The sequence below is a fragment of the Microbulbifer mixtoriginis (SeqCode) genome (genome assembly GCF_052467235.1).
In genome coordinates this window covers 3853902-3877026 of record NZ_CP174305.1, presented here as the reverse complement: position 1 = coordinate 3877026, position 23125 = coordinate 3853902, and the positions used below count along the sequence as shown (strand labels likewise).

The 23125-nt window shown below is 48.6% G+C and carries 19 protein-coding genes and 4 tRNA genes; 7 read left to right on the top strand and 16 right to left on the bottom strand.

From position 1 onward, the window contains the following. Positions 1 to 757: 757 nt before the first annotated feature. Positions 758 to 1807, bottom strand: a complete 1050-nt coding sequence (locus ACJJIO_RS16930; protein ID WP_444909173.1) for a manganese-dependent inorganic pyrophosphatase — start codon at positions 1805 to 1807, stop codon at positions 758 to 760. Positions 1808 to 3158: 1351 nt separating this feature from the next. Between ACJJIO_RS16930 and ACJJIO_RS16925 the strand changes: the two genes are divergently transcribed. The 4 genes from ACJJIO_RS16925 (at position 3159) to ACJJIO_RS16910 (ending at position 6210) form a co-directional block, all read left to right on the top strand. Beyond that, positions 3159 to 3746 (top strand): hypothetical protein, encoded by a 588-nt coding sequence (locus tag ACJJIO_RS16925; RefSeq protein ID WP_444909172.1) that lies wholly within the window; start codon positions 3159 to 3161, stop codon positions 3744 to 3746. Between the two features lie 986 nt (positions 3747 to 4732). Continuing rightward, positions 4733 to 4969: a phosphotransferase family protein gene (locus tag ACJJIO_RS16920; RefSeq protein ID WP_444909171.1), complete on the top strand. Its 237-nt coding sequence runs from the start codon at positions 4733 to 4735 to the stop codon at positions 4967 to 4969. Positions 4970 to 5166: 197 nt separating this feature from the next. Further along, entirely contained in the window at positions 5167 to 5622 is a 456-nt protein-coding gene (locus tag ACJJIO_RS16915) for a nuclear transport factor 2 family protein (protein WP_444909170.1), read from the top strand. Positions 5623 to 6084: 462 nt separating this feature from the next. After that, positions 6085 to 6210, top strand: a complete 126-nt coding sequence (locus ACJJIO_RS16910) for a YtoQ family protein (protein WP_444909169.1) — start codon at positions 6085 to 6087, stop codon at positions 6208 to 6210. Between the two features lie 629 nt (positions 6211 to 6839). On the opposite strand, the gene csrA is transcribed toward ACJJIO_RS16910, so the two are convergent. The 3 genes from csrA to ACJJIO_RS16895 form a co-directional block, all read right to left on the bottom strand. Further along, the gene (gene csrA / locus ACJJIO_RS16905; RefSeq protein ID WP_444884303.1) at positions 6840 to 7019 is read right to left on the bottom strand and encodes a carbon storage regulator CsrA; all 180 of its coding nucleotides are present in this window, start codon (positions 7017 to 7019) and stop codon (positions 6840 to 6842) included. Between the two features lie 1250 nt (positions 7020 to 8269). Next, a complete protein-coding gene (locus ACJJIO_RS16900) occupies positions 8270 to 8908 on the bottom strand; it encodes an AbiU2 domain-containing protein (RefSeq protein ID WP_444909168.1) in 639 nt (212 codons plus the stop codon). A gap of 254 nt (positions 8909 to 9162) precedes the next feature. After that, positions 9163 to 9423 carry a hypothetical protein gene (locus tag ACJJIO_RS16895; RefSeq protein ID WP_444909167.1) on the bottom strand — a complete coding sequence of 87 codons (261 nt, stop codon included), beginning with the start codon at positions 9421 to 9423 and terminating at the stop codon, positions 9163 to 9165. Between the two features lie 484 nt (positions 9424 to 9907). Here ACJJIO_RS16895 and ACJJIO_RS16890 point away from each other — a divergent pair, with 484 nt between their 5' ends. Further along, positions 9908 to 10180: a site-specific integrase gene (locus tag ACJJIO_RS16890; protein WP_444909166.1), complete on the top strand. Its 273-nt coding sequence runs from the start codon at positions 9908 to 9910 to the stop codon at positions 10178 to 10180. A 99-nt stretch (positions 10181 to 10279) separates the two neighbouring features. Here ACJJIO_RS16890 and ACJJIO_RS16885 read toward each other — a convergent pair. The 11 genes from ACJJIO_RS16885 to uvrB form a co-directional block, all read right to left on the bottom strand. Next, positions 10280 to 10356, bottom strand: a tRNA-Pro gene (locus tag ACJJIO_RS16885). Positions 10357 to 10470: 114 nt separating this feature from the next. Next, positions 10471 to 10839, bottom strand: a complete 369-nt coding sequence (locus ACJJIO_RS16880) for a MerR family transcriptional regulator (protein WP_152452791.1) — start codon at positions 10837 to 10839, stop codon at positions 10471 to 10473. Further along, the gene (ihfA, locus tag ACJJIO_RS16875; protein ID WP_108733837.1) at positions 10820 to 11125 is read right to left on the bottom strand and encodes an integration host factor subunit alpha; all 306 of its coding nucleotides are present in this window, start codon (positions 11123 to 11125) and stop codon (positions 10820 to 10822) included. The genes ACJJIO_RS16880 and ihfA overlap by 20 nt, the downstream gene beginning before the upstream one ends. A 130-nt stretch (positions 11126 to 11255) precedes the next feature. Continuing rightward, positions 11256 to 13631 carry a phenylalanine--tRNA ligase subunit beta gene (gene pheT / locus ACJJIO_RS16870; protein ID WP_444909165.1) on the bottom strand — a complete coding sequence of 792 codons (2376 nt, stop codon included), beginning with the start codon at positions 13629 to 13631 and terminating at the stop codon, positions 11256 to 11258. A 131-nt stretch (positions 13632 to 13762) separates the two neighbouring features. Beyond that, on the bottom strand, positions 13763 to 14776 hold the full coding sequence (gene pheS / locus ACJJIO_RS16865; protein WP_252082361.1) for a phenylalanine--tRNA ligase subunit alpha: 1014 nt from the start codon (positions 14774 to 14776) through the stop codon (positions 13763 to 13765). Positions 14777 to 14980: 204 nt separating this feature from the next. Further along, positions 14981 to 15340 (bottom strand): 50S ribosomal protein L20, encoded by a 360-nt coding sequence (rplT, locus tag ACJJIO_RS16860; RefSeq protein WP_252082363.1) that lies wholly within the window; start codon positions 15338 to 15340, stop codon positions 14981 to 14983. A 36-nt stretch (positions 15341 to 15376) separates the two neighbouring features. Further along, entirely contained in the window at positions 15377 to 15571 is a 195-nt protein-coding gene (gene rpmI, locus ACJJIO_RS16855; protein ID WP_020413351.1) for a 50S ribosomal protein L35, read from the bottom strand. A 146-nt stretch (positions 15572 to 15717) separates the two neighbouring features. Beyond that, positions 15718 to 16257 (bottom strand): translation initiation factor IF-3, encoded by a 540-nt coding sequence (infC, locus tag ACJJIO_RS16850; protein ID WP_252086004.1) that lies wholly within the window; start codon positions 16255 to 16257, stop codon positions 15718 to 15720. A 27-nt stretch (positions 16258 to 16284) separates the two neighbouring features. Beyond that, positions 16285 to 18213 carry a threonine--tRNA ligase gene (gene thrS, locus ACJJIO_RS16845; RefSeq protein WP_252082365.1) on the bottom strand — a complete coding sequence of 643 codons (1929 nt, stop codon included), beginning with the start codon at positions 18211 to 18213 and terminating at the stop codon, positions 16285 to 16287. A gap of 107 nt (positions 18214 to 18320) precedes the next feature. After that, positions 18321 to 18397: transfer RNA gene (locus tag ACJJIO_RS16840), tRNA-Val, on the bottom strand. 150 nt (positions 18398 to 18547) lie between these two features. Beyond that, on the bottom strand, positions 18548 to 20554 hold the full coding sequence (gene uvrB, locus ACJJIO_RS16835) for an excinuclease ABC subunit UvrB (RefSeq protein WP_444909164.1): 2007 nt from the start codon (positions 20552 to 20554) through the stop codon (positions 18548 to 18550). Between the two features lie 241 nt (positions 20555 to 20795). On the opposite strand from uvrB, the gene ACJJIO_RS16830 reads away from it, so the two are divergent. Together ACJJIO_RS16830 and ACJJIO_RS16825 are read left to right on the top strand one after the other, a co-directional pair. Further along, positions 20796 to 20871 (top strand) — tRNA-Asn (locus ACJJIO_RS16830). Positions 20872 to 20917: 46 nt separating this feature from the next. Further along, positions 20918 to 20993, top strand: a tRNA-Asn gene (locus tag ACJJIO_RS16825). A gap of 167 nt (positions 20994 to 21160) precedes the next feature. Here the strand turns inward: ACJJIO_RS16825 and ACJJIO_RS16820 are convergent. Next, on the bottom strand, positions 21161 to 23110 hold the full coding sequence (locus ACJJIO_RS16820; RefSeq protein WP_444909163.1) for a polysaccharide biosynthesis protein: 1950 nt from the start codon (positions 23108 to 23110) through the stop codon (positions 21161 to 21163). Positions 23111 to 23125: the final 15 nt, after the last annotated feature.

The window sequence follows — 23125 nt, the reverse complement described above, 5'->3', positions numbered from 1 at the left end:
GGATTGGCGCACCCTGTACCAAGCCCCGTATATTTGTGACTCCGGTAATCTCGATAAGTGTAGCGATCTGTTTTTGGACTTAAGACACTAAGAATCAGGTGATACAGAGGCAGTGCAGATAAAAACAACTGATAAAAACGCTGACTAAAAAAATCAAAGGTAATTCAGTGGGAATACAAGAATATTGTCAAACGAAAAGGGAAGTTATTGCGTATAATATGAGCAAGGGTGCGCATATTGCTAAACATAGCATAGCTTGAGATTAATACTTGATTTTATGGATTTGTCGCCAACTTGAAATTCCAACATATAAAAACACCGGAGTTCAACCCCAGCCTTTTGGGCTTAAACTGAATAATAGCCCATTAAAGAAAACCAAAAGTAATTAACAATTTTTTATTTACTCGTGCAGCTTTTAAACAATGGAGATAACGCTCGGATAGTATCCATATAGAATCTCACCCAGTTGGCTTTGTCTAGTTGATGGCAGCCATAAAGACACCCTTTGTTTGGTGATCTGTAACTATTTCAATCAAAATCGTCGTTGACGATCAAGACATTGTATCGCCAGCAAAACCAAAGGCGTTCCATTGTTTGATAAATGGTAGAGCTTCACATCTGGTATGGGTCAGTTTTATTCCAACTTTCTTGGAATCTGTTTTTAGTTGATAATGATTCCATCCAATTTCATCTCCAAACAAAATGTGCTGCGCAGGAATATGATCTTGTTAGTAAGCTCAATAAATCAGTCAATCTTTTAATTCTCTAAAGCTCTTTGAATAGCTGGGCCAATTTGGCGTTTTCGCGAGATCACCCCTTTAGCAACAACCATATCATCTACTACCTGGTCCCCAAAAGCGGAGATAATAAGATCTTTGTCTGAGGTGTCACTCCAAAGTAGATAAGATTTATTTTCACGAGTGTCGACAATTGCGAAGATCAAGTGATCGATACCTTTCTCTTTTTTTATCTCGCCCATGGCAGACTTCAGTTCATACCTTCTGTTGATTAACTGCTGAGCTGTCAGCGTTTCAGCAACCCCAATGCCAACTTTTTTTCCTCCGAACTCAAAATCTTTAAAATCAAGTAAAACAATATCCTTGGCGGAAAACCCACCCAGATCTGATTTCTCTAGCAACATCCGCTCTGCAAACTTATCTACATCATCTATACCAGCTCTCTTTGCCAATTTTTTTACATAGACTTTGTCGTACTCGGTTGTGGTAGGTGATGTCAGGTTAACCGTATCCGAAAGAATTGCAGCCAACCCCATACACGCCAGATGAACTGGTAATTCAATAGCAAACTTCTGAGCATGATCAGTTAAAATTGTTGCGCTCGATCCCCATGGCCTAGTCTCTATACTGATTACATTTGGAATATTAATTGGCGATCCACCAATCGCATGATGGTCGATTATTGCTACGATTAAGTCTGGATCAACGCCAGTTGGCAATTGAGTGCCTTGATTAAAATCCACCAATCCAACAGTCTTTCCTGAGAAATTCTCAATTATTTCGGGCTCCTCAGCACCACATTGTTCAATGGCGAAGCGAGTCTCCGGATTGATTTTACTGGGAATTGCTGGCTTACCACCATAAATGAAGGCTGAGAGCAAGCTCCCACTAACGGAATCAGTATCGGGTATTTTATGCCCGGTCCAAACCAAATTCTGGGTGCCTTTTAACTCTTTCCTCAGATAGTCAGCAGCAACTTCTGGGGTAGACGTATCTTGCCCCAGGTCTGAGGAACTGATTTCCTGCGCACCTAATGAAGCGCCTACAACCCAACTGAGTGAAAAAAACAAGGCTCTCGAAAGCAGACCGGGGAAGTCTATTGGGCGGTGATCACTTAGTATTGACGGGCATGAGATTATAAACCTCACCGGCATCCTCCACAGTCATTTGCTGACAGATTAATAGAAACCTTAAAATAGCTGATGGCATGACTAACGTCCGTCCATCACATTCATTCACTCATTGCATATTAAGTGGATCGATAAACTAGCAAGCCTCTCTGTGTAAAGAGGTAAGCAGTTCGGACTATAGACAAGGTATAGGTACTTAGCGGACAAGCCATCCTCACCCTAACTTTACTGGCACTATTTGTCGCATGCGGCTACAAACAAACGTATTTCCCAGAAGGTCTAGTTACTTCACCCACTTTATTTATTGGCACCAAATAACCTAAGGACACTGATCAACACTCACCAAATATAAAGCCTAAACCGCCAACCCTACTGACGAAATTTAATAAAATATCTGCTAATCATCCATATCAATATGAGAATAACCAAGAACTCGGCCCAGAATCATTCAGATATTTCTTGGTGTAACACCCTCTTATCAGTGCATTTACCCCTACGCCTAGTACCAGTTAATTGAAACGCCTATGAATAGGTTGGCACCGAATTTTACACTTAGTAACGTAACCTATACCGTAATGAGTAAACATTACCATATCGTACTTTATATTGGTAAAAAGGCTGACCTGACCAGATATCGAAGTGATTCTTCGCTATCTGGAGCTATTTAAGGCCTTAAACTTGGCACAATGATAACCCAGGGCAGCATACTCGATCACTGTGAATCGCTAAAGCTACAAAGCGTTATCCTTCTCTGGCAGGAAAATTTAATCAATGTCAGCTGTTTTATACACTTCTTAAATGAATCCCACCTAATCCTGAAGACAGCGTTACAGGCCACTAATTAAAATCCTGGGCTTTATTGGATAAAAGCGTTAACGCGGCCAGTATGGGCTATGTAGACCTAAACACAATCAGGGCCAATATCAAAAATACGCCTAAACACCCTGATTACACTTTGATTCAACTATGCATTCGTGCAGCAAGCTCAATAAACATAGGGTACATGGTTTGATCCACTATCGGAGTTTCCTCTTTGATAATTTAACCCTGCTCCAATCTATCAACACTACGATTTCTGACTTATTACCACAAAGTGAAGTTTTCTAAAGCCTAAATACAAGTTCTTAACATTTCACCTACCCTTATTTCCAAATTAGATATGAGTAGCCACCAGAACCGATGCTTGTCGCAAAACTGAGACTTTTCTCCAATTTTTGGGTGCCCTGAATAATTCACTCTGCAAGGCTTGGTGTTATAATTTTGGCATTGTAATAATAACAAGGTGTAAAAAATGGCAAAATACATTTACCTCCCGGTAAACAGTGATGAAATGCTAGAGTTCGCGGAGAATATGGCGAGTGCATGGGATATTCCGAAGAATCAAATTCTTGCCAACAAGGTAACATCTGGTATTGGTAAGTCTATGTACCGCTGGATAGATAAGTGTCTCAGTAGCCTCAAATCTGGTGACACTCTTTATATTGTTGCTCATGGTACCGGCGGTGGCGATGGCAAGCAAATTGGTGCACAACGCAATAGTGGCAAGAATAAACAAGCAAAAGTTTTCGATAGAGGGATAGAGTCGTGGCAGGGCGGAGTATGGAAAACCTATACTCCCACGCAGCTAGCGGGCACGCTGGTTAAAGAGGGTTTGCCTGGCAATTTTGTCGATCTGCATCTCTGCGCTTGCGGGTCAGGTTATGATGGTGAGAAGTTAAGGCCCTGGGCCCAGCGTTTACGTGAGGCGATGGCCACTACCCATAAAAGCCTAGAGGTTACCGGGTATCTCGGCTGGTTTGATGCTACCGGTAGCTCTGTAAAGATTAAGGTTAATACTCAGTATTATGATTTGAATGAGCGTGCAGTCACCTTTTCTTAATAGTTATCGATTAAAAGGTGAAGTGGGCATCTGCAAGGATGTTCAAAACTCTGCGTGAGCTAGTCATCTATAGGCAGATTATTTCTCTCGGCGATCTGGAGAACAGATCGCCAGCTGTAACAGTTCCGGATTCCGGCTTTGAATTGGGCACGCCTAGCATTAGGCAGTTTTAGTTGTATTAATTCAGGACAAATCTGACACACCTTATTTTAATTGAGAGCTGTAATACGGACCACAATTATAAATTTCATGAATCAAATTCTCCCTAAAAGAATCATACTTTGAAGAATATTGCTTATCAAAAGAATAAACCTCCAGCCTCCATTTTCAATCAAGACTCGCAATTTAAAACACACGACTCACCCAAATTTTACTTTTGAAATTAAGTTCATCGCTATTACGCGCCTCTAGAACGGCCTACAATATTTGATAAGATTCAGCTTCAATCAATTAATCAGCCGGCAAAGATATTAGTTCTAAGTTATGCTTCCCCAGGACTGGCCCTATGGAGCCCATCCAAATCCATTGTGGTCAAACGGCTTACAGGGGCAAACGAACCAAACATTTCCTCACAAGGCAAACCAAGAGCTATTTCTTCTACGTATCAATTCACAATACAGCAGTGCTCTAGATTTAAACCGACAAACAGAGACCTACCTCCTTGTGAGTTCAAGTAGTGCCGGGTTATACGCTCCTTCAGTTTACAGTGCCCCAGCATATCAATACCAAGTTACCCGCTTTGTGAAGCGCACCTTGGAATGGAAGTGATGCCAATGCTCCGGAATAGGTTGCCAATTTACTTAATGAAATCCACTACCTCCCCGAAATTGATGCCCACTTGGATATATCCTTTAAAACTGATCATTATTGGAGCTCGATTAATGAACAAGAAAATTTCTACCCCACACTAGTACAGCTTTACCAAACAATTTCTTCCCATATTGCTGCCGCGGAACAGCTAAGTAGTAGGTTCTTTCTTTGCCACAATGATTTTAAGCACTGGAAATCTCATCACTGAAAAGACCGGGCGGCTTTATGCCATTGATTGGGAATACGCGGCTATGGGCGATCGCTTCTATGATCTTGCCGTAATCATTGAGGAACATCAGCTCAACAGAATTCAGCAACAATCCTTGCTCGAGCTGTATCTTAGGTGTAATCCGGCCGGAGAACATTGGCGCAGAGTGTACAAATATCTAGACTTACTCTGGTATGCCGTATAATGGGGCTCTGAGATCCCAAAAACAAATTTTTTGCTTAAAAAATAGTCAGAATCGGCGAAAACCTGCTCCGATCGGAACTCGCCTAACATTTATAGCCTCCCTCACCTAAAGGAGTTTAGACACTTGATGAAGTAAATGTTGTAAAATCAACACTTCCGTTACTAATAATTAACCTCTAAAAACCAGGAAAATAACTTATGCGAAATATTGTTTTTACATTGATGTTGTTTGTTTTGACAATCGGTAACGCACAGGCACAAGAGAAGCCTGAAGCATTCAAAACTATCGAGAATCTTCTAAATTACCTATCCGATGTAGACCATGAGCGTATGAGAGACACCGTAACTGAATCTTTTCTCTTGCTCGAACATGGTGAAGTATGGACGATTGAAGATCTAATTAAGGTAGCAAAGCCATCAGATACTGTTAGAACCAATTACTTTAGCATTATTGACTTTGATGAGAAGCCAGACCTAGTCACAATCAACTATTGGAATAAGGCCAATTTTGCTAAAAAGAATGAGAGCCAAGATGTTTATTGGCTCGAAAGCGCTATTCTAAAGAAAGTGAAAGGAAGGTGGCTCATCTCACAATTGCACTCTACAAGACTGCCATCTGGAAAAGTGCCAGAAAATGTGGTGTTTAAGCCATAAGGCTACCTTAATTGCCAATAAGTAAGAGCCAAAAGGGATTTTGGTCTTATACTTCAGCGCTAATGACGCATTGATATATCCTAATTGACTCAATCAATAGCCCCCTCCTCTCAAGTCAAATTCCTACTGTAAGTCATTTCCTAAGTATCAAACTCTATTGTTTACCACTATTAAGTAACTAAACTAAAAACTGAAAGTATATCCCTCTGGAAAAATACACTCTGACTGGAGAGCCCAGATAATCGAAGGCTGCAATAAGTAGTGACTGGAAATCTCTTTCTTCTTTACGGTGACCAATCACGATGCGAGTGATACAGCTGGCTATGGTCATGGCGTGGAAGCTAACTCCTTCTGTCGAGATCATAAGTCTGCCTAGGTCAACGGGATACAGATTAAACACCACATTGAAAATTGTGGCCTGGCTATTATTCGCTTTAGTGAAAATATAATAAATGGAATGCAGTGTTCGATGCTGGATGCTGCGTAGCGCTTGGTAAATCCTATATCACTCTGCATGATCAATCCTTGGTACCTGCGTTAAAAGAGGTTGATGGTGCCGCTCAAACCTGGGCACAAACACCTGACTAGGTTGACTCACTACACGGGTATCAACTTCAGCTTTATGCCATTAGAGAATCCAATATACCCAGATTTCCCGTAATGACTGTGGGGAACCTGATATTCACGGGAACAAAGCCAGGGTAATAGTCACCGAAGTTTGTTCAGATAGCTTGCGGTACCAATAGAGGAACTGGCTGTAGTTTAGATTGTGATTACGAACATTGGCGCACTTGGATTGAGAGCTTTTCTCCGAAGTTGATTGAGGGGGCATCGTGCCAGCCTGCCAGGGCAAATTAAATACTGTGGCTCATGTACCGCTTATATAGTGACTACTCCTTGCACATCAAGCTCACCAAATTTTATGAGGGAATATAGACTTCCTACAATGCGTTCAGGATCACCTATCACTAGCTTAACCTTTCATTGTGGAAATCTAATATCCCAAACAAGCGTATGCAGTAGCACGCTGGATCGCTTTGACTTTTTTCTACTGGGTTCATCGGCTATTGTTGTCTGGTAATCTGGGACCCAATTTGGCTACTAGTCCACTCCGCTAAATAACAATGGACGATTTCCTATATAACTCCTCTAGTCTTTTCAATACGGGTACACCAGAGAGGCAAGATTATCCCTCCTAGCTGCCGCTTTAAGCGTTTTCAGGCCTTCGCTTTCAGCTGCTTTTTGATCCGCACATAGATTTCTTCACGATGGATAGGCAGTGACCTGGGTGCACTTATGCCTATCTTCACTTGATTACCTTTAACCTCCAGCACTGTGACGGAGACATTTGCTCCAATCCTTAAGTTTTCACCTATCCGTCGCTTTAAAATCAACATACACATTTCCTTCAATAGTCAAAGTCTGGGTACTTCTGGGGTGGGGAAGTCTGGGCTTAGCGTTTGGAGGAAATGTGGGGTGGTGCGCGGGGGCGGTAGACAGAGAAAAGGAAAAGGCGGGCGCTAGGGTTCCAGAGCTTGGGAAAAGGCCCCAACCTGCTGAATGTACTCCACTTTATTGAAGACGAGCGGGTTTCTAGCGTATTATCCATATAGCCATCTTGATACTTATCCTATCAATTTGGTCAGCTGGCCCCGGGTGTTCCTAGCACCTTGGGTCAGCGCCTTTTACTTACTCTTATGTCACGCTACCGTTCTCCTTTGAGGGGATGGGTCTTTTAAAAGCTCTTGGCTCTTTTGAAGCTTTCAAAAATTTTCAAGCCTCTAAGGCCTTTTTAATCGGCTCGCTCAATTGCGACTTAAACACCAAAAATATCTATCGATTTTACGTAGCTTTGACATTGAAACAAACTGAATAAATTCCAATAAGATTATTTTCGCGCCTATATTTTTTGTATTTCCGCCCGGGGAAACTTTAGTCAATAATTGCAAGTTTCAATTTATATGGGAATTTCCTACGTACTTTTCCGAAAAGATTAAAGATCTAATTCCGTTTGTCGGCGGTGAGTGTTTGAATATGCCGAAAGGGCTACCCTTTCAGCTAGATCACCATTTGGAGCTGGCGGACTGGAGTGGCGGGCATTTTGATTCCAGAAAGCGAAGTTGTATTTCCGAAAACACGCTTCCTTTCCTAGAGCGGCTTGGTATCTCATCCATGCACTGGCTATATTCCAACCAGAAATTTAAGGGTCGCCTAAAGGCTTGGTGGGAGCAGTACAATAAGCTTGTAGCCAGCTCAATAAACGTTGGGTACGACATAGGCAACTGCCGGCGCTTCCTCTCAGGTGCCTCCTGCTAACCTAACTCCAAATACTCTACGCCACAATTGTCGATTTTCTATCCGAAATAAAATTTCCAAATCCTGAACACAAATTCTCAGAATTTCATGTCCCTTACCTATAAACCAGAGATAAAGAGCCATCAGAGCTGATGCTTGTCGTGTAACTGACACGCCGCTCCAATCTTTGGGTGCCCAGAATCGGTGTCTTTACTTTCAAATAACTGCAAGTTAAAAAATCAGAGGGTTCTCAAAGTGACCTATAAGTTTTTTAACTGTGAGTTTTGCGTTCATGTTAGCGTCTGTATTTGAGGCTGATTTGGTGTGCAGCGGAAAACCAGTCCGGCAACTATTAAATGTTTCTCAGCTTCTTTAACAATTCCTTACCGCCAGCACTCATCGGCATTTCCATATTCCTGTGCAAAAACTGATCTTTGTCTGGCCCTTCATACAATTGCCCAGCAAGATATAAAATTGAAATCATCTTATTGAGTATATTAGCCAGTGATGAATCGTCGATTTCAATGTTCAGTTGCTTTTTTCCAGTGGAGTAGGTTACATCAAGATGAGCCCCTAGCTTGTTTCGATAGTTTTTGATGTTTGTACTTTTATACAGATAATGCAACTCGGTGATCTGCTCCTCAAAGTCCCTAAAAATCTTATATTTTTTTGCTATCTCTTCATGAAGATTTCCATCTTCACACTCAAGCAAAAAATAGCTTTTAGATTCACTTCTCAATGTCTCGTCAAAACGAGCATGTAATCTATCAAATGTTAGGTTATCTGATCCCATCGTTTTTGCTGGATCAAGTAACGAAGCAATTCTCATAACTATCTCATACTGCAGAGAGCTTTTAATTAGCCCAAATGATTGAGGGGCAGTACGCTTAATCTCTCTAATTGAGTCTTCGCACCCGTATAGCTCCTCAAAAAGAACAACCAAACTTCTCAAACGATCAACTAGCGACCCGATTCTATGAATCTCTACCATAGCCTCTTACCGTATAACAGTTTATTAAATAGCCAGCAGCTCAAGTGTCTGCCCCCCCATTCTTAAACTCATTTTACCCACAATTAAATCAATAAGTTAGAGGCAGCTGTCTTTGAATTTAAGCTATGACTCTATACTTCTAGTTTTTACGCCTGTGATAAGCCCACCACTCTCTGCAGGAAAAAGGTTAATATTATCCACTAGGAATCGTCATCTCTGTAATTGAGATATGAACAGCCAGGCGATTGACCACCTCACGCCACTAAATCAATAGCGTGACTAGTGACGCTTACTGGCTGTCCTGCATCAGCCTGCAGTGTTTTGGTGGTTACACAAACGCTAGACACTAGAACTCCTACTCCACAGGCCTGTACATTGTTCTGATTGTCGATTACGGCAATGGTGCAATTAAGTACTGCAGCAGCTTGAATATCGCTATTTGTTGGCTCTGTCGTTAGTGCCGGCTCTGTGATCATCTTCGATGATGTAGGCAAAGAGAAGTAGCTGTGGGACACTTTAAAGCTTTATCAACTATTTAATGCTGGAAAGCGATATACCCAACCCGACATTTAATCCATTCAATACCAGTGCCGAAGCTCCCAAATTAATTCTGCGCCATCCTAAAGTTCGACAGAGATTAACTATTAGTGAGTTTTAACTAACCTATATTACAGCCGGAGAATTGGGTTATAAGTACTTGCGACTAGTGATGCAGCTTTCTCCACTAGCCAATATGAGACGCGGATATGTGGCCCTTTACTTAATGAGCATATTACTGAAGTTGGTATTTGTAAGTGGACAGAAAAACCTATCAATCAGCGGAGTGAAGAGCGCAAGGTTTATTTACGGTTTACCTACTCAAAATATCCAGGGCTACGACAAATAATAAATCAAACTAGGGAGCTACCACTTAAAAATTACCACTGTTCGCTTGCAGTTTCGTTTCAACCGAAGAAGAGACAGCCCAGAGCGAAGTAAGATGAGCATTGGTATCGACTGATGCCTGCAAGGCTATCAGACCAGTTTAAAGAAGCTCGCTATGCCGCTGGAGTTCGCCAGGACTTACCCAGCAGCGCCAGGCCGACATTTCACGAGGTGCGCGCACTAGCCTCTCACCTGCTCAAGAAATCCGGTCACAGCCCGGAAGAGATTGCAGAAATATGCGCCCATACGGATGCGGAAATTACTGAGAAGTTTTATCTCGGAGGGCATGAGCGGGAATACAAAGAAGTGGGTACCAGCATCGACCCGAAATTACTGGTCCGGAAGTGATTGAGAGTTTTTGTACGGGGTTTTTGTACGCTTGGGAATTGGTTTTTGTACGCTCAACCTGGAAAATTGGCTGAAAGCCGCATGAGATATAAAGAAAGATGGTCGGAGCGGCCGGATTTGAACCGACGACCACCACACCCCCAGTGTGGTGCGCTACCAGGCTGCGCTACGCTCCGATTTTGAAAAATCGCTCACTTCGCTAAGTGATTGATTTTTAAAGACATCGTGTCTCGATGTGGCGTGAATCATACCTGAGTGTAGCTGGATTGCAAGCCCAGGTTTACAGTTTTTTAGAAATTCTTTCTCCCGTCCAGCAAGGCCACTACATCTTTGAGTTCCGCTATCACTTCCGGTAGCACCTGCTGTAACTGCACCACTTCTGCCCTTTCACTACCGGTCTCTATCTGCTGGCGGGCTCCTCCAATGGTATAGCCCTCTTCATAGAGTAGCGCACGAATCTGGCGCACCATAATAACGTCCTGGTGCTGATAGTAACGTCGGTTGCCGCGGCGTTTAACGGGCTTCAGCTGTGGGAATTCCTGCTCCCAGTAGCGCAGTACATGGGGCTTCACGGCACACAGCTCGCTCACCTCACCAATGGTGAAATAGCGCTTACCGGGGATTGCAGGTAGCTGAGCATTATTGCTCGGTTCCAGCATGTTCCTCTACTCGTGTCTTGAGTTTTTGCCCTGGTTTGAAGGTGACTACCCTGCGGGCTGAGATGGGGATTTCCTCGCCGGTCTTGGGGTTGCGACCGGGGCGCTGGCTTTTGTCACGCAAGTCGAAATTGCCAAAGCCCGAGAGCTTGACCTGCTCGTTGCTTTCCAGCGCATTGCGGATTTCCTCGAAGAAATACTCGACGATCTCTTTCGCTTCGCGCTTATTAAAGCCCAGCTCCTCGTACAACTTCTCGGCGAGCCCGGCCTTGGTCAGTGCCTCTGTCATTGGATCCTACCAATTGATTCAGAGGCGTCGACTCCAGATCGGAAGCGGCCCAAACCGCGGCGGCTTTCAACCCGGAAGCAGACGCTCTCGGGGTGCAATTCAGTCTGCACACCGAGAGCATCATGCCCTGTTAGCGCAGACTAGCGTTATATTTTTCTTCTAATTTACCGACCACCGCATCTACAGCGGCATTGATTTCTTCGTCATTAAGGGTGCGTGACGAATGCTGAAACGTCAACCCCAAAGCGACACTTTTTCTATTTAAATCAATACCTTTGCCCTGGTAGACGTCAAATATCTTGAGGTCCGTCAAGGTTTCACCGGCGGCCTCGGTGGCAGCTTCCACCAGACTGGCGGCGGGAACATCCGCGTCGATCAGCAGGGCCAGGTCGCGGCGCACTTCCGGGAACTTGGACAGCGGGCGGAATGCGGGGGCTTTACCCTGGCCAATCGCTTCCAGGCTGAGTTCGAATACGAAGGCGGGCTTGGCCAGATCCAGCTTCTTCTGCAGCTGCGGGTGCAGAGCACCGATAACCCCTACTTCGCGGTCGCCGCGCATAATCTTGGCGGTTTGGCCGGGGTGCAGTGCGGAGTGTTGACCGGCAACAAAGCGGAATTCATCGGCGACACCGGTGCGAGCCAGCAGGGCTTCCACGTCGGCTTTCACGTCGTAGAAATCCACGCTGTCTTTGCTGCCAGTCCAGTTTTCCGCAAAGCGGTTACCGTAGGCGAGACCAGCGATCATCTGCTCCTGGTACAGCTCGGCGCCAGGTACAAAGCGCAGGCCGGTTTCAAACAGGCGCACGCGGTTTTGCTGGCGATTGAGGTTGTACTGCAAGGCTTTGCACAGGCCCGGCAATAAGGTGGTACGCATCACCGCCAGCTCTGCGCTGATCGGGTTTTGCAGGGCCACCGGGTCGGCTTCCGGGTCAAACAGGGTGGCGCTGTCGCTATCGATAAAGCTGAAGGTAATCGCTTCGTAGTATCCACGGCTCAGTAGGGTCTGCTCCAGATTGTCCTGGGCAATGGTGCTCTCCGGGCGCGGGGCAATTTCCAGCTCGGCGGTAAAGCTTTCGCTGGGGATACGATTGTAGCCGTAAACACGGGCCAGCTCTTCCAGCAGGTCGGCTTCGATGGCGATATCGAAACGGAAGCTGGGGGCGAGGAAGGTCCAACCTTCGTCATTCTGATCAATCTTTTCCAGACCCAGACGGGTAAGAATGTCGACGATTTCGTCATCGGCCAGCTTGATACCCAGGCCCAACTCTACCTTGGCACGGCACAGGGTAATATGGCGCTCGGCGGGCATGGTTTCAGTCAGCTCGCGCACGTGTACCGGACCTGGCTCACCACCAACGATATCCAGTAGCAGTTGGGTAGCACGCTCAACCGCTTTCTCTTGCAGGTGGTAGTCCACGCCGCGCTCAAAGCGGTGAGAGGAGTCGGTGTGAAGGCCGTAGGAACGGGCTTTACCGGCAATCGCCAGCGGGCTGAAGAAGGCGCTCTCCAGGAAGATATGTTGGGTACCTTCGGTAACGGAAGAATCCAAGCCACCCATAATACCGGCCATGGCCAGTGGCTTTTCTTCGTCGGCAATCACCAGGGTGCCTTCCTGTAGCTTCACTGCCTGGCCATCCAGCAGGGTCAGCTCTTCACCGGCTTCTGCCATACGCACCTTGATACCGCCGGAGAGTTTCTCCAGGTCGAAGGCATGCATGGGCTGGCCCAGTTCCAGCAGTACGTAGTTGGTCACGTCTACTACCGGATCGATACTGCGCAGGCCGCTGCGACGCAGACGCTCTTGCATCCACAGAGGTGTTACCGCTTTGATATCGATATTGCGAATGACACGACCTACGTAGCGCGGGCAGGCGGCTTCGGCTAGCAGGGATACGGGCAGGCTCTCATCGATCTGCTGGGGTACCGGGGCAACTTCCGGGCCTTCAACAGCGCAGCGATTCAGTACGCCCACTTCGCGAGCAATACCGGCAACACCGAGGCAGTCGGAACGGTTCGGGGTGAGATCCACTTCGATGGTTTCGTCGTCCAACTGCAAGTATTCACGCAGATCGGTACCCGTGGGTGCGTCTTCCGGCAGTTCCCAGATACCGTCGTTGTCTTCGCCCAGTTCCAGTTCGGTCTGTGCGCAGAGCATACCGAAGCTCTCTACACCACGGAGCTTGGCTTTTTTGATTTTGAAATCGCCCGGCAATTTGGCGCCTACCAGGGCAAAAGGAATTTTGATTCCGATGCGCGCGTTGGGAGCACCGCACACCACCTGCATTTCACCGTCGGGGTGGCCGGCCACTTTACACACACGCAGTTTGTCGGCATCCGGGTGCTGTTCACAGGCGACAATCTCACCCACAACCACTCCGGAAAAATCACCCGCTACTTTTTCTATGCCATCCACTTCCAGGCCGGCCATGGTGATTTGATCGGCCAGTTCCTGTGTGGTGAGTTTCGGGTTTACCCATTCCCGCAACCAGGAGTTGCTGATTTTCATAGTTGATCTCTTTCTGTATTCCGTCAGCGCAACTTGGTGCGCATTTCGCCCGGGGTATTTATTTCGCCACCCGGGCCTCCACAATTCGATTGCTAATGCGAACCGCCTCAGCCATTCGCGCTCTCACTGGGCTAGAACTGTTTCAAGAAGCGCAGATCGTTATCGAAGAACAAGCGCAGATCGTTAACGCCGTAACGCAGCATGGCGAGGCGCTCGATACCAATACCGAAGGCAAAGCCGGAGTATTTTTCGCTGTCGATATCACAGGCGGCAAACACGTTCGGGTGCACCATGCCGCAGCCGAGAATTTCCAGCCAGCCGGTGCCGGAACATACGCGGCAACCTTCACCACCACAGGCGGTGCACTGGATATCCGCTTCTGCAGACGGCTCGGTGAATGGGAAATAAGACGGACGGAAACGCACCGGCACTTCCGCTTCGAAGAAGGCGCGCAGGAATTGGTCGATGGTGCCTTTCAGATGCGCAAAGCTGATGTTCTCGCCGATTACCAGGCCTTCTACCTGGTGGAACATGGGCGAGTGGGTCACATCGGAGTCGCAACGGTATACGCGGCCCGGGCAGATAATGCGCAGCGGCGGAGACTTTTTCTCCATGGTGCGGATCTGCACGGAAGAGGTATGGGTTCTCAGTACCGTGGTAGGGTCCACGTAGAAAGTGTCGTGCATCGCGCGCGCTGGGTGGTGCGCGGGAATATTCAGGGCTTCGAAGTTGTAGTAGTCCTGTTCGACTTCCGGGCCGTTCTCAACTGTAAATCCGATGCCCGCAAAGAAATCTTCTACACGCTTTAAGGTGCGGGTAATGGGGTGAGCATTGCCCTGCTCTTCACCGCGTCCCGGCAGGGTGACATCAATGGTCTCTTCAGCCAGCTTGGCATTGATGGCGGCCTGCTCCAGCATAGTGCGGCGCGCATTAATTTTTTCCTGCACCTGCTGCTTGGCTTCATTGATCTTGGCACCCGCAGCCGGGCGCTCCTCAGCAGACAGCTTGCCCAGGCCTTTCAGCAGTGCCGTCAGCTGGCCCTTTTTGCCCAGGTAATCAACACGCACCTGATCCAGTGCGGCGAGGCCATCGGCCTTCTCCACCAGCTCCATTGCCTGCTCGGTGAGGGACTGCAAATCTTGCATCGAACTGTTCCCGTTTGAATCCAACTTCGATTGAGGCCGATTGGCCCTAGTTTTGTGCTTGTTTTAACCGGTGCATTTGCACCGCGGGGATTCCCCTGGCACCGCCACCGGTAAAAAATAGCGGAAACCCCATAAAAAAATAGGGAAGGGCCGCTACAGCCCTTCCCTATTTTAAGTATTCAGTTTTACAACTGAAGTGACAGCTTACGCTGCCAGGGCTGCCTTAGCTTTTTCAACTACGGCAGCAAAAGCGGCTTTATCGTAAACAGCCAGATCAGCCAGTACACGGCGATCCAGTGCGATTTCCGCTTTCTTAAGACCTGCGATCAGGCGGCTGTAGCTCAGGCCTTCTGCACGGGACTGGGCGTTAATACGGGTAATCCACAGAGCGCGGAAGTTACGCTTCTTAACGCGACGGTCACGGTATGCGTACTGACCAGCTTTAATAACTGCCTGCTTGGCAACGCGGAATACGCGTGAACGCGCACCGTAGTAACCTTTAGCCTGCTTCAGAATCTTCTTGTGACGACGACGCGCCTCTACACCACGTTTTACACGGGCCATAACTCTATCCTCTTAAACCTTTGCGATTTGGGCCAATTACTTGGCGCGCAGCATACGATCGACCAGACCGGCATCAGACTTGTTCATAGTCTGGGTGCCACGCAGCTGACGCTTACGCTTGGTGGTCATCTTGGTGAGGATGTGGCTCTTGTTAGCGTGCTTGTGCTTATAGCCCGCAGCCGTCTTCTTGAAGCGCTTGGCAGCGCCACTGTGAGTCTTTGCTTTCGGCATTTTGTACTCCAAAGTGAATATTCGCCTGCATAACAGGCACCTTTAGTATCTGCCGACAACCTGAGCCATCGGCACTGTGAGAGTGAGGAGGCAGCCGTCGCCCAATCACTTCTCAAAGGAGGATCCGGGAATCGCTTCCCCAAACCTCACTTTTTCTTTTTGCTGGGAGCGAGAACCATCAGCATCTGGCGACCTTCCATCTTTGGTCGCTGCTCTACAATGGCCAGCTCTTCCAGGTCTTTTTCGATGCGCTGCATCATTTCCATACCCAGCTCCTGGTGAGCCATTTCACGACCACGGAAGCGCAGGGATACTTTGGCCTTGTCACCCGCCTCCAGGAAGCGGATGAGGTTGCGCAGCTTGATCTGGTAGTCACCGATATCGGTGCCCGGGCGGAATTTCATTTCCTTGATCTGCTGCTGCTTCTGCTTCTTCTTGGCGGCATTCTTAGCTTTCTTAGCTTCGAATACGTGCTTGCCGTAGTCCATGATCTTACAGACTATCGGCGTGGAGTCCGGGGCAATTTCAACGAGATCCAAGCTAGCCTGCTGTGCAGCTTCCAGCGCTTCATTCAGGGAGACAATGCCTACCTGTTCGCCATCAGCGCCAATCAGGCGGATTTCTGACGCTTCAATCTGATCGTTTATGCGGGCCTTTTTGGACCGTCCCTTAGTGTCTCGTTTAATAGCTATGGTCTCCCAGTTGCCAAGTTGTTATGCATTATCTTCGGACAAACGGCCGCGGCGACTGACGTCCTGCTCAAGAATCTCAAGGAAAGACTCATAAGTCATGCTTCCCAGATCCTCACCGCTGCGGGTGCGCACGGCAACCGTCTGGCTCTCTACTTCCTTATCGCCAATGACCAGCAGATAAGGGACACGCTGGAGCGTGTGCTCGCGGATTTTAAAGCCGATCTTCTCGTTTCTCAAGTCAGCACTGGCGCGGTATTGCAGCGAACCAAGGCGGGCCTCCAAGTCACGACAGTAATCGGCCTGACGATCGGTAATATTCATGATCGCCACCTGCTGTGGTGCCAGCCAGGTGGGGAACGCGCCTTCGTAATGCTCGATCAGAATTCCGATAAAGCGCTCGAAGGAACCCAAGGCTGCACGGTGCAACATCACCGGGGACTGACGCGAACCATCTTCGGCGACATATTGCGCATCCAGACGGCCCGGCATAGAGAAGTCCACCTGAATGGTACCGCACTGCCATACCCGGCCGAGACAGTCTTTCAGGGAGAATTCGATCTTGGGTCCGTAGAAGGCGCCTTCACCTGGCAGCTCTTCCCACGGCAGGCCCGCGGCATCCAGCGCATCGGCCAGGGCTTTCTCTGCCTTATCCCAGCTTTCATCAGAACCTACACGCTTCTCCGGGCGAGTGGAGAGGCGGTAAATAACATCATTAAAGCCGAAGTCTTTGTACACGGAGTGCAGCAGATCCATAAAGTCAGAAACCTCTGACTGGATCTGATCTTCGCTACAGAAGATATGGCCATCATCCTGTACGAAGCCGCGCACGCGCATCAGACCGTGCAGGGAACCGGAGGGTTCACTGCGGTGACAGGAGCCAAACTCCGCCAAACGCAGCGGCAGATCGCGATAACTGCGCAAACCTTGATTGAACACCTGCACGTGACAGGGGCAGTTCATGGGTTTGATGGCAAACTGGCGCTCTTCACTGGTGAGCGTAAACATGTCATCGGCAAACTTATCCGCATGACCAGACTTCTGCCACAAGCTGAAATCTACCAGCTGCGGAGTCTTGATTTCTTTGTAACCAAACTCGCGCTGACGGCGGCGCATGTACTGCTCGACAGTACTGTAAATAGTCCAGCCATTTGGGTGCCAGAACACCATGCCGGGCGCCTCTTCCTGGATATGGAAGAGATCGTATTTCTTGGCCAGCTTGCGGTGGTCGCGCTTCTCTGCCTCTTCAATACGACGCAGGTAAGCTTTTAATTCTTTCTTGTTGGCCCAGGCGGTGCCATAAACACGGGTCAACATCTCGTTGCTGGAATCGCCGCGCCAGTAAGCACCAGCCACCTTGGTTAGCTTGAACGCTTTCAGCCTGCCAGTGGAGGGCACGTGGGGGCCGCGACACAGATCTTCGAAATCGCCCTGGCGGTACAAAGAAATATCTTCGTCGCTGGGAATGCTGTCGATAATCTCAGCCTTGTACTCTTCACCCATATCACGGAAGTACTGCACCGCTTCTTTACGGGGCATCAGTCGGCGGCTGACTGTAATATCTTCCTTGGCCAGCACTTCCATACGCTCTTCGATCTTTTCCAGGTCTTCCGGCGTAAATTGGCGCTCGTAGGCAAAGTCATAATAGAAGCCATCTTCGATAACCGGGCCAATAGTGACCTGGGCCGTCGGGTACAGCTGCTTAACGGCTTGTGCCAGTAAGTGTGCAGCGGAGTGGCGAATGACTTCCAGGCCTTCGGGCTGGCGGTCGGTGATAATGGCCAGATTGACATCGCGATCGATGACATAGCTGGTATCAACCTCTTTGCCGTCGACTACGCCAGCAAGTGCAGCCTTGGCCAAGCCAGGACCGATATCTGCGGCAACGTCATGCACGGAAACCGGAGCGGAAAATTCTCGACGAGAACCATCGGGGAGAGTAACAACGAGCATTGTTTGTCCTTTCTCTCAGTGGCGATCCCTACCAAAGACCGCATGAAACTATCCATGAAGTAGTTCATGGAGCTATTGATTCAGATGGGTAACCATCCTTTTGAAGATGGTAGACCCGAGCGGATTTGAACCGCTGACCTCTGCCATGTCAAGGCAGCGCTCTAACCAACTGAGCTACGGGTCTAGAACTCTGCAGCGGGGGAACCCAGTGCTGCGAAGAGCGCGAACTTTAGCACCGCTTTTCAGTGTTTTCAACAACTTACTGAACTTTTTGCAGAGTTTTTTTAAGTTATCGTGTCGGTGAGGGCAGCCGAAAAAGCCGCCCTCAACTAAACTATTCCACCTCCTTCAGGTGGGCAATCTCATCTCGCAGCTTCGCTGCAGATTCAAACTCCAGGTTTTTTGCGTGCTCATACATCTGGTTCTCCAGCTCAGCAACTCGCGCCCAGCGCTGCTTATCGGACATCGGCTTGTCATCGACCTTATAGGCTCCCTTCCCTTCTGCCACCTTGCGCTTACTTTTAGGCACACCGGGCGCCACAGCGCCCTCAAGAATATCCGCAACACTTTTGCGAATCCCTTTCGGTGTAATGCCATGCTCCTTATTGAAAGCAATCTGTTTTTCCCGGCGGCGACGAGTCTCTTCCAGCGCGCGCTCCATGGAGCCGGTTACTTTGTCCGCATATAAAATAGCCCGCCCCTCAAGGTTGCGCGCCGCACGCCCAATAGTCTGGATCAGGGAGCGATCAGAGCGCAGGAAGCCTTCCTTATCGGCATCGAAGATGGCCACCAGGGCAACCTCTGGCATATCCAGCCCTTCTCGCAGCAAGTTAATACCAACTAGCACGTCAAACTCGCCGATGCGAAGATCGCGAATAATCTCCACCCGCTCGACAGTATCGATATCGGAGTGGAGGTAGCGTACCCGCACGCCATTCTCCGCCAAGTATTCAGTCAGATCCTCTGCCATCCGCTTTGTCAGCACGGTAATCAGCACTCGCTGATCCGCTTCCGCGCAGCGGTGAATTTCAGAGAGCGCATCATCAACCTGGGTCTGGGCCGGGCGGATTTCCACTTCCGGGTCAACAAGCCCTGTGGGCCGCACCACCTGCTCGACCACCTGCCCTGCATGGTCGCCCTCGTAGGGCCCCGGTGTTGCCGAAACGAATACTGTTTGCGGGGCCAGGTGCTCCCACTCCTCAAATTTCAGGGGGCGATTGTCCAGGGCAGAAGGCAGGCGAAAACCATACTCCACCAAAGTTTCTTTGCGCGATCTATCCCCGCGATACATGCCGCCGATTTGTGGCACGGTTACGTGGCTTTCATCGATAAATAGCAGTGCATCGTTTGGCAGGTAGTCGAATAGCGTGGGGGGCGGCTGGCCAGCATTGCGGCCGGAGAGGTAGCGGGAATAGTTCTCCACACCATTGCAGTATCCTAACTCCTGCATCATTTCCAGGTCGTAGCGGGTGCGCTGCTCCAACCTTTGCGCCTCCAATAACTTGTTATTACCTCGCAACTGCTCCAGACGTACTCGCAGCTCATCTTTGATTTCATCAATAGCGCTGACAATGGTCTCACGCGGGGTAACGTAGTGACTCTTGGGGAAGATGGTAACCCGAGGAACTTTCTTAAACTGCTCTCCAGTAAGCGGGTCAAACAAGGTGATCTCTTCAATCTCTTCATCAAACAGAGACAGGCGTACCGCCTCCAAATCGGAGTCGGCCGGGTAGATATCAATAATATCACCGCGCACACGATAAGTTGCGCGGCGGAAATCAGCATCATTGCGCGTGTATTGCAACTCCGCCAACCTGCGTAAAATTGTGCGCTGATCCACCAGGTCGCCACGATCCAAGTGCAATACCATTTTTAGGTATTTATCAGGATCACCCAGACCGTAAATAGCCGATACCGTGGCAACGACCACAACATCACGCCGCTCTATCAGTGCCTTGGTGGCGGAAAGGCGCATCTGTTCAATGTGCTCATTTACCGATGCATCTTTCTCAATAAAAGTATCCGAGGAGGGAACATAGGCCTCGGGCTGATAGTAGTCATAATAAGAAACAAAGTATTCGACGGCATTCTTGGGGAAAAACTCTTTGAACTCGCCATAGAGCTGGGCTGCCAACGTTTTGTTGTGAGCCATCACTATCGCCGGGCGCTGCAAGCGCTCGATAATATTCGCCATCGTGAAGGTCTTACCTGAGCCGGTAACCCCTAGCAGTGTTTGATGACTCAAGCCGTCATCTATACCCTCGGATAACTGCTCGATCGCCAGCGGCTGATCCCCGGCCGGCTGATACTTAGATTCCACCTTAAAAGGTCGCGACTCCATACACTTCCCTCAACCACTCAATCGTTCATGCAACAGCGGATTGTAGGCTGTCGTCATACCACCCTCAAATACAAGAGAATAGCGTCCTACCCCGCCCCACCCAGACCTGAGGCATTTTGCGCACAGGCCAAATAAATAATTTCCTGACAAATCAATTAGTTAAAGATCAAAAAAGGGGTTGACCTCGCCAGGAGTGCTCTATAATATACGCGCCATCTCAACGGCACAGCCGAAAAGATATTCCGCCTTAGCTCAGTTGGTAGAGCAAATGACTGTTAATCATTGGGTCGCTGGTTCGAGCCCAGCAGGCGGAGCCAAATTTCAAAGCGCAGCTTAATTTGCGCTCTATAAGTTAGATTAAATTCCGCCTTAGCTCAGTTGGTAGAGCAAATGACTGTTAATCATTGGGTCGCTGGTTCGAGCCCAGCAGGCGGAGCCAAACAAAAACCCCGCATAGCATGCTATGCGGGGTTTTTTCTTATTCACTTTCTTCATACTTCACCGCACTTCCCTCACCCCATGGGCAGAATGGCTTTTACCTATATTCCACCCTAGGGCTTACAAGCCCCCAAAGTCAGGAGCTCATCTAACAGCTTACCTGGCAAGCTAGTGCAAGCCGCCCTCACTGGTAACAGGAAGACGCTCCACCGTAGCCATTTTTATCTGGGGCTTCACAGTGCGAGACCGGGACCAAACAGCATCGACTAAACCTTGCTTTGAGGTGTAACCACTTACCGCCTCAGACAAAATCTGATGAACCCTTTCACAATGATGTTCTACGCAAGCCTGCCTCAACCCTGCAATCAATCGCTGCAAGACCCCAGGGTCCAAAAACTCTTCTTCCGCACGCATTATCATCGAGTGATCAGTGCCCAATACATTGTCACCGAGTAGCAGCTCTTCATAGAGCTTTTCCCCAGGACGCAAACCTGTCACTTGAATCTCAATATCCCCATCAGGATTTTTATCATCCTTCACAGAGTGCCCCATAACCCTAATTAGCCGCTCAGCAAGGTCATATATAAGGACTGGTTCCCCCATATCCAGAACGAACACATCGCCATTGCGCCCCATATTGCCTGCCTGCAATACAAGCTGAGCCGCTTCAGGAATGGTCATAAAGTAACGCGTCACTTTTGGATGGGTTACAGTGACAGGACCGCCCGCATTAATCTGATCCGTAAACAGGGGTATCACCGAACCCGAAGACCCCAACACATTACCAAAGCGCACCATGCAAACCCGCATTTGAGTAGAGCGACGCCCATAATCCTGGCACACCAACTCCGCGAAACGCTTGGTAGCCCCCATTACGTTCGTAGGGCGTACAGCCTTATCGGTGGAGATCAGCACAAACTGCTCCACCTTAGAGCCCTCCGCAGCCTCCAGAACCGACAAGGTGCCCAGTACATTATTGTCCGCCCCCAGAACAACATTTTGCTCAACCAGGGGAACATGCTTATAAGCAGCGGCATGATAAATGGTATTAACCGAGAAACCCTTGATGATATCCGCCATCCGGACTCTATCCCGAACATCGCCAAGCAGCGCGGTCACCCGAAGTTGATACCCCTCATCCTGCTGCTGCTGACGAAGCTCGCGCTCCATTTGATAAAGCGCATACTCTGAAGATTCCACCAGCACCAAATGAGCCGGGCCCCACTGGGCAATCTGCCTGCAAAGCTCCGATCCAATAGAGCCGCCAGCGCCCGTCACCAGCACTACTTTGCCGCTAATGGAACCAGCTATCAAAGCCTTCTCAGGCTCCACCGGGGCCCTGCCTAATACATTCTCATAGGTTTGGGACATATCTTCGGTACGGCCTGCTGCATCAACCAGCTCCTCTACGCCAGGAATAGCTTTGACTACCAACCCCTGATCACGGAGCCCTCTCGCTATTTCTCGGCGCCGGCGCTTTGGAACACCAGGCATCGCCAGCAATACTTCAGCAATATCATGCTCAGCGACCACATCAAGTATGCTTGAAGGGGAGTAGACCATAACACCATCTATCAGGGTCTTTTGCTTTGAGGTGTTATCATCAAAAAAGGCAACCGGCTTGTAGACCTCACCGTGAAGCAGGGCCTTGTAAACTTGCAGGCCAGCAGTACCAGCCCCATAAATTGCCACTCGCGTTTTATGAATTTCCAACGCCATTTGATAGTAAATTCGGACGAGCCACCGAGACCCCCCAACTGCTATCAACGCGAAACACCAGTAAATTACGGGAACCGAGCGAGGGACACCTGCGGTCGTCAAATAAGAGGCAACCGCAAGCAGAATTGAGGATGCGGTAACTCCCTGGAGCACAGCAATAACCGCTTTCTGCCCCATATAGCGGATAACTGTGCGGTAAAGGCCAAGCTTTAGAAATATTAAACTGCTAGAGCAGATCGTAATAATCAAGCAACCCAGCATTGGGAGTGTTACGGCTTCAGCTAATCCATTCAATCGAATTGCCATCGCCATAAAAAAGGCAGCACTCAGCATTGCCAAGTCAAACAGCAACATCAAAACCGGCTTCCTAGCCCTCTCCAGCTTTCGCCAAATTCCCATCACAGGATTACCCCA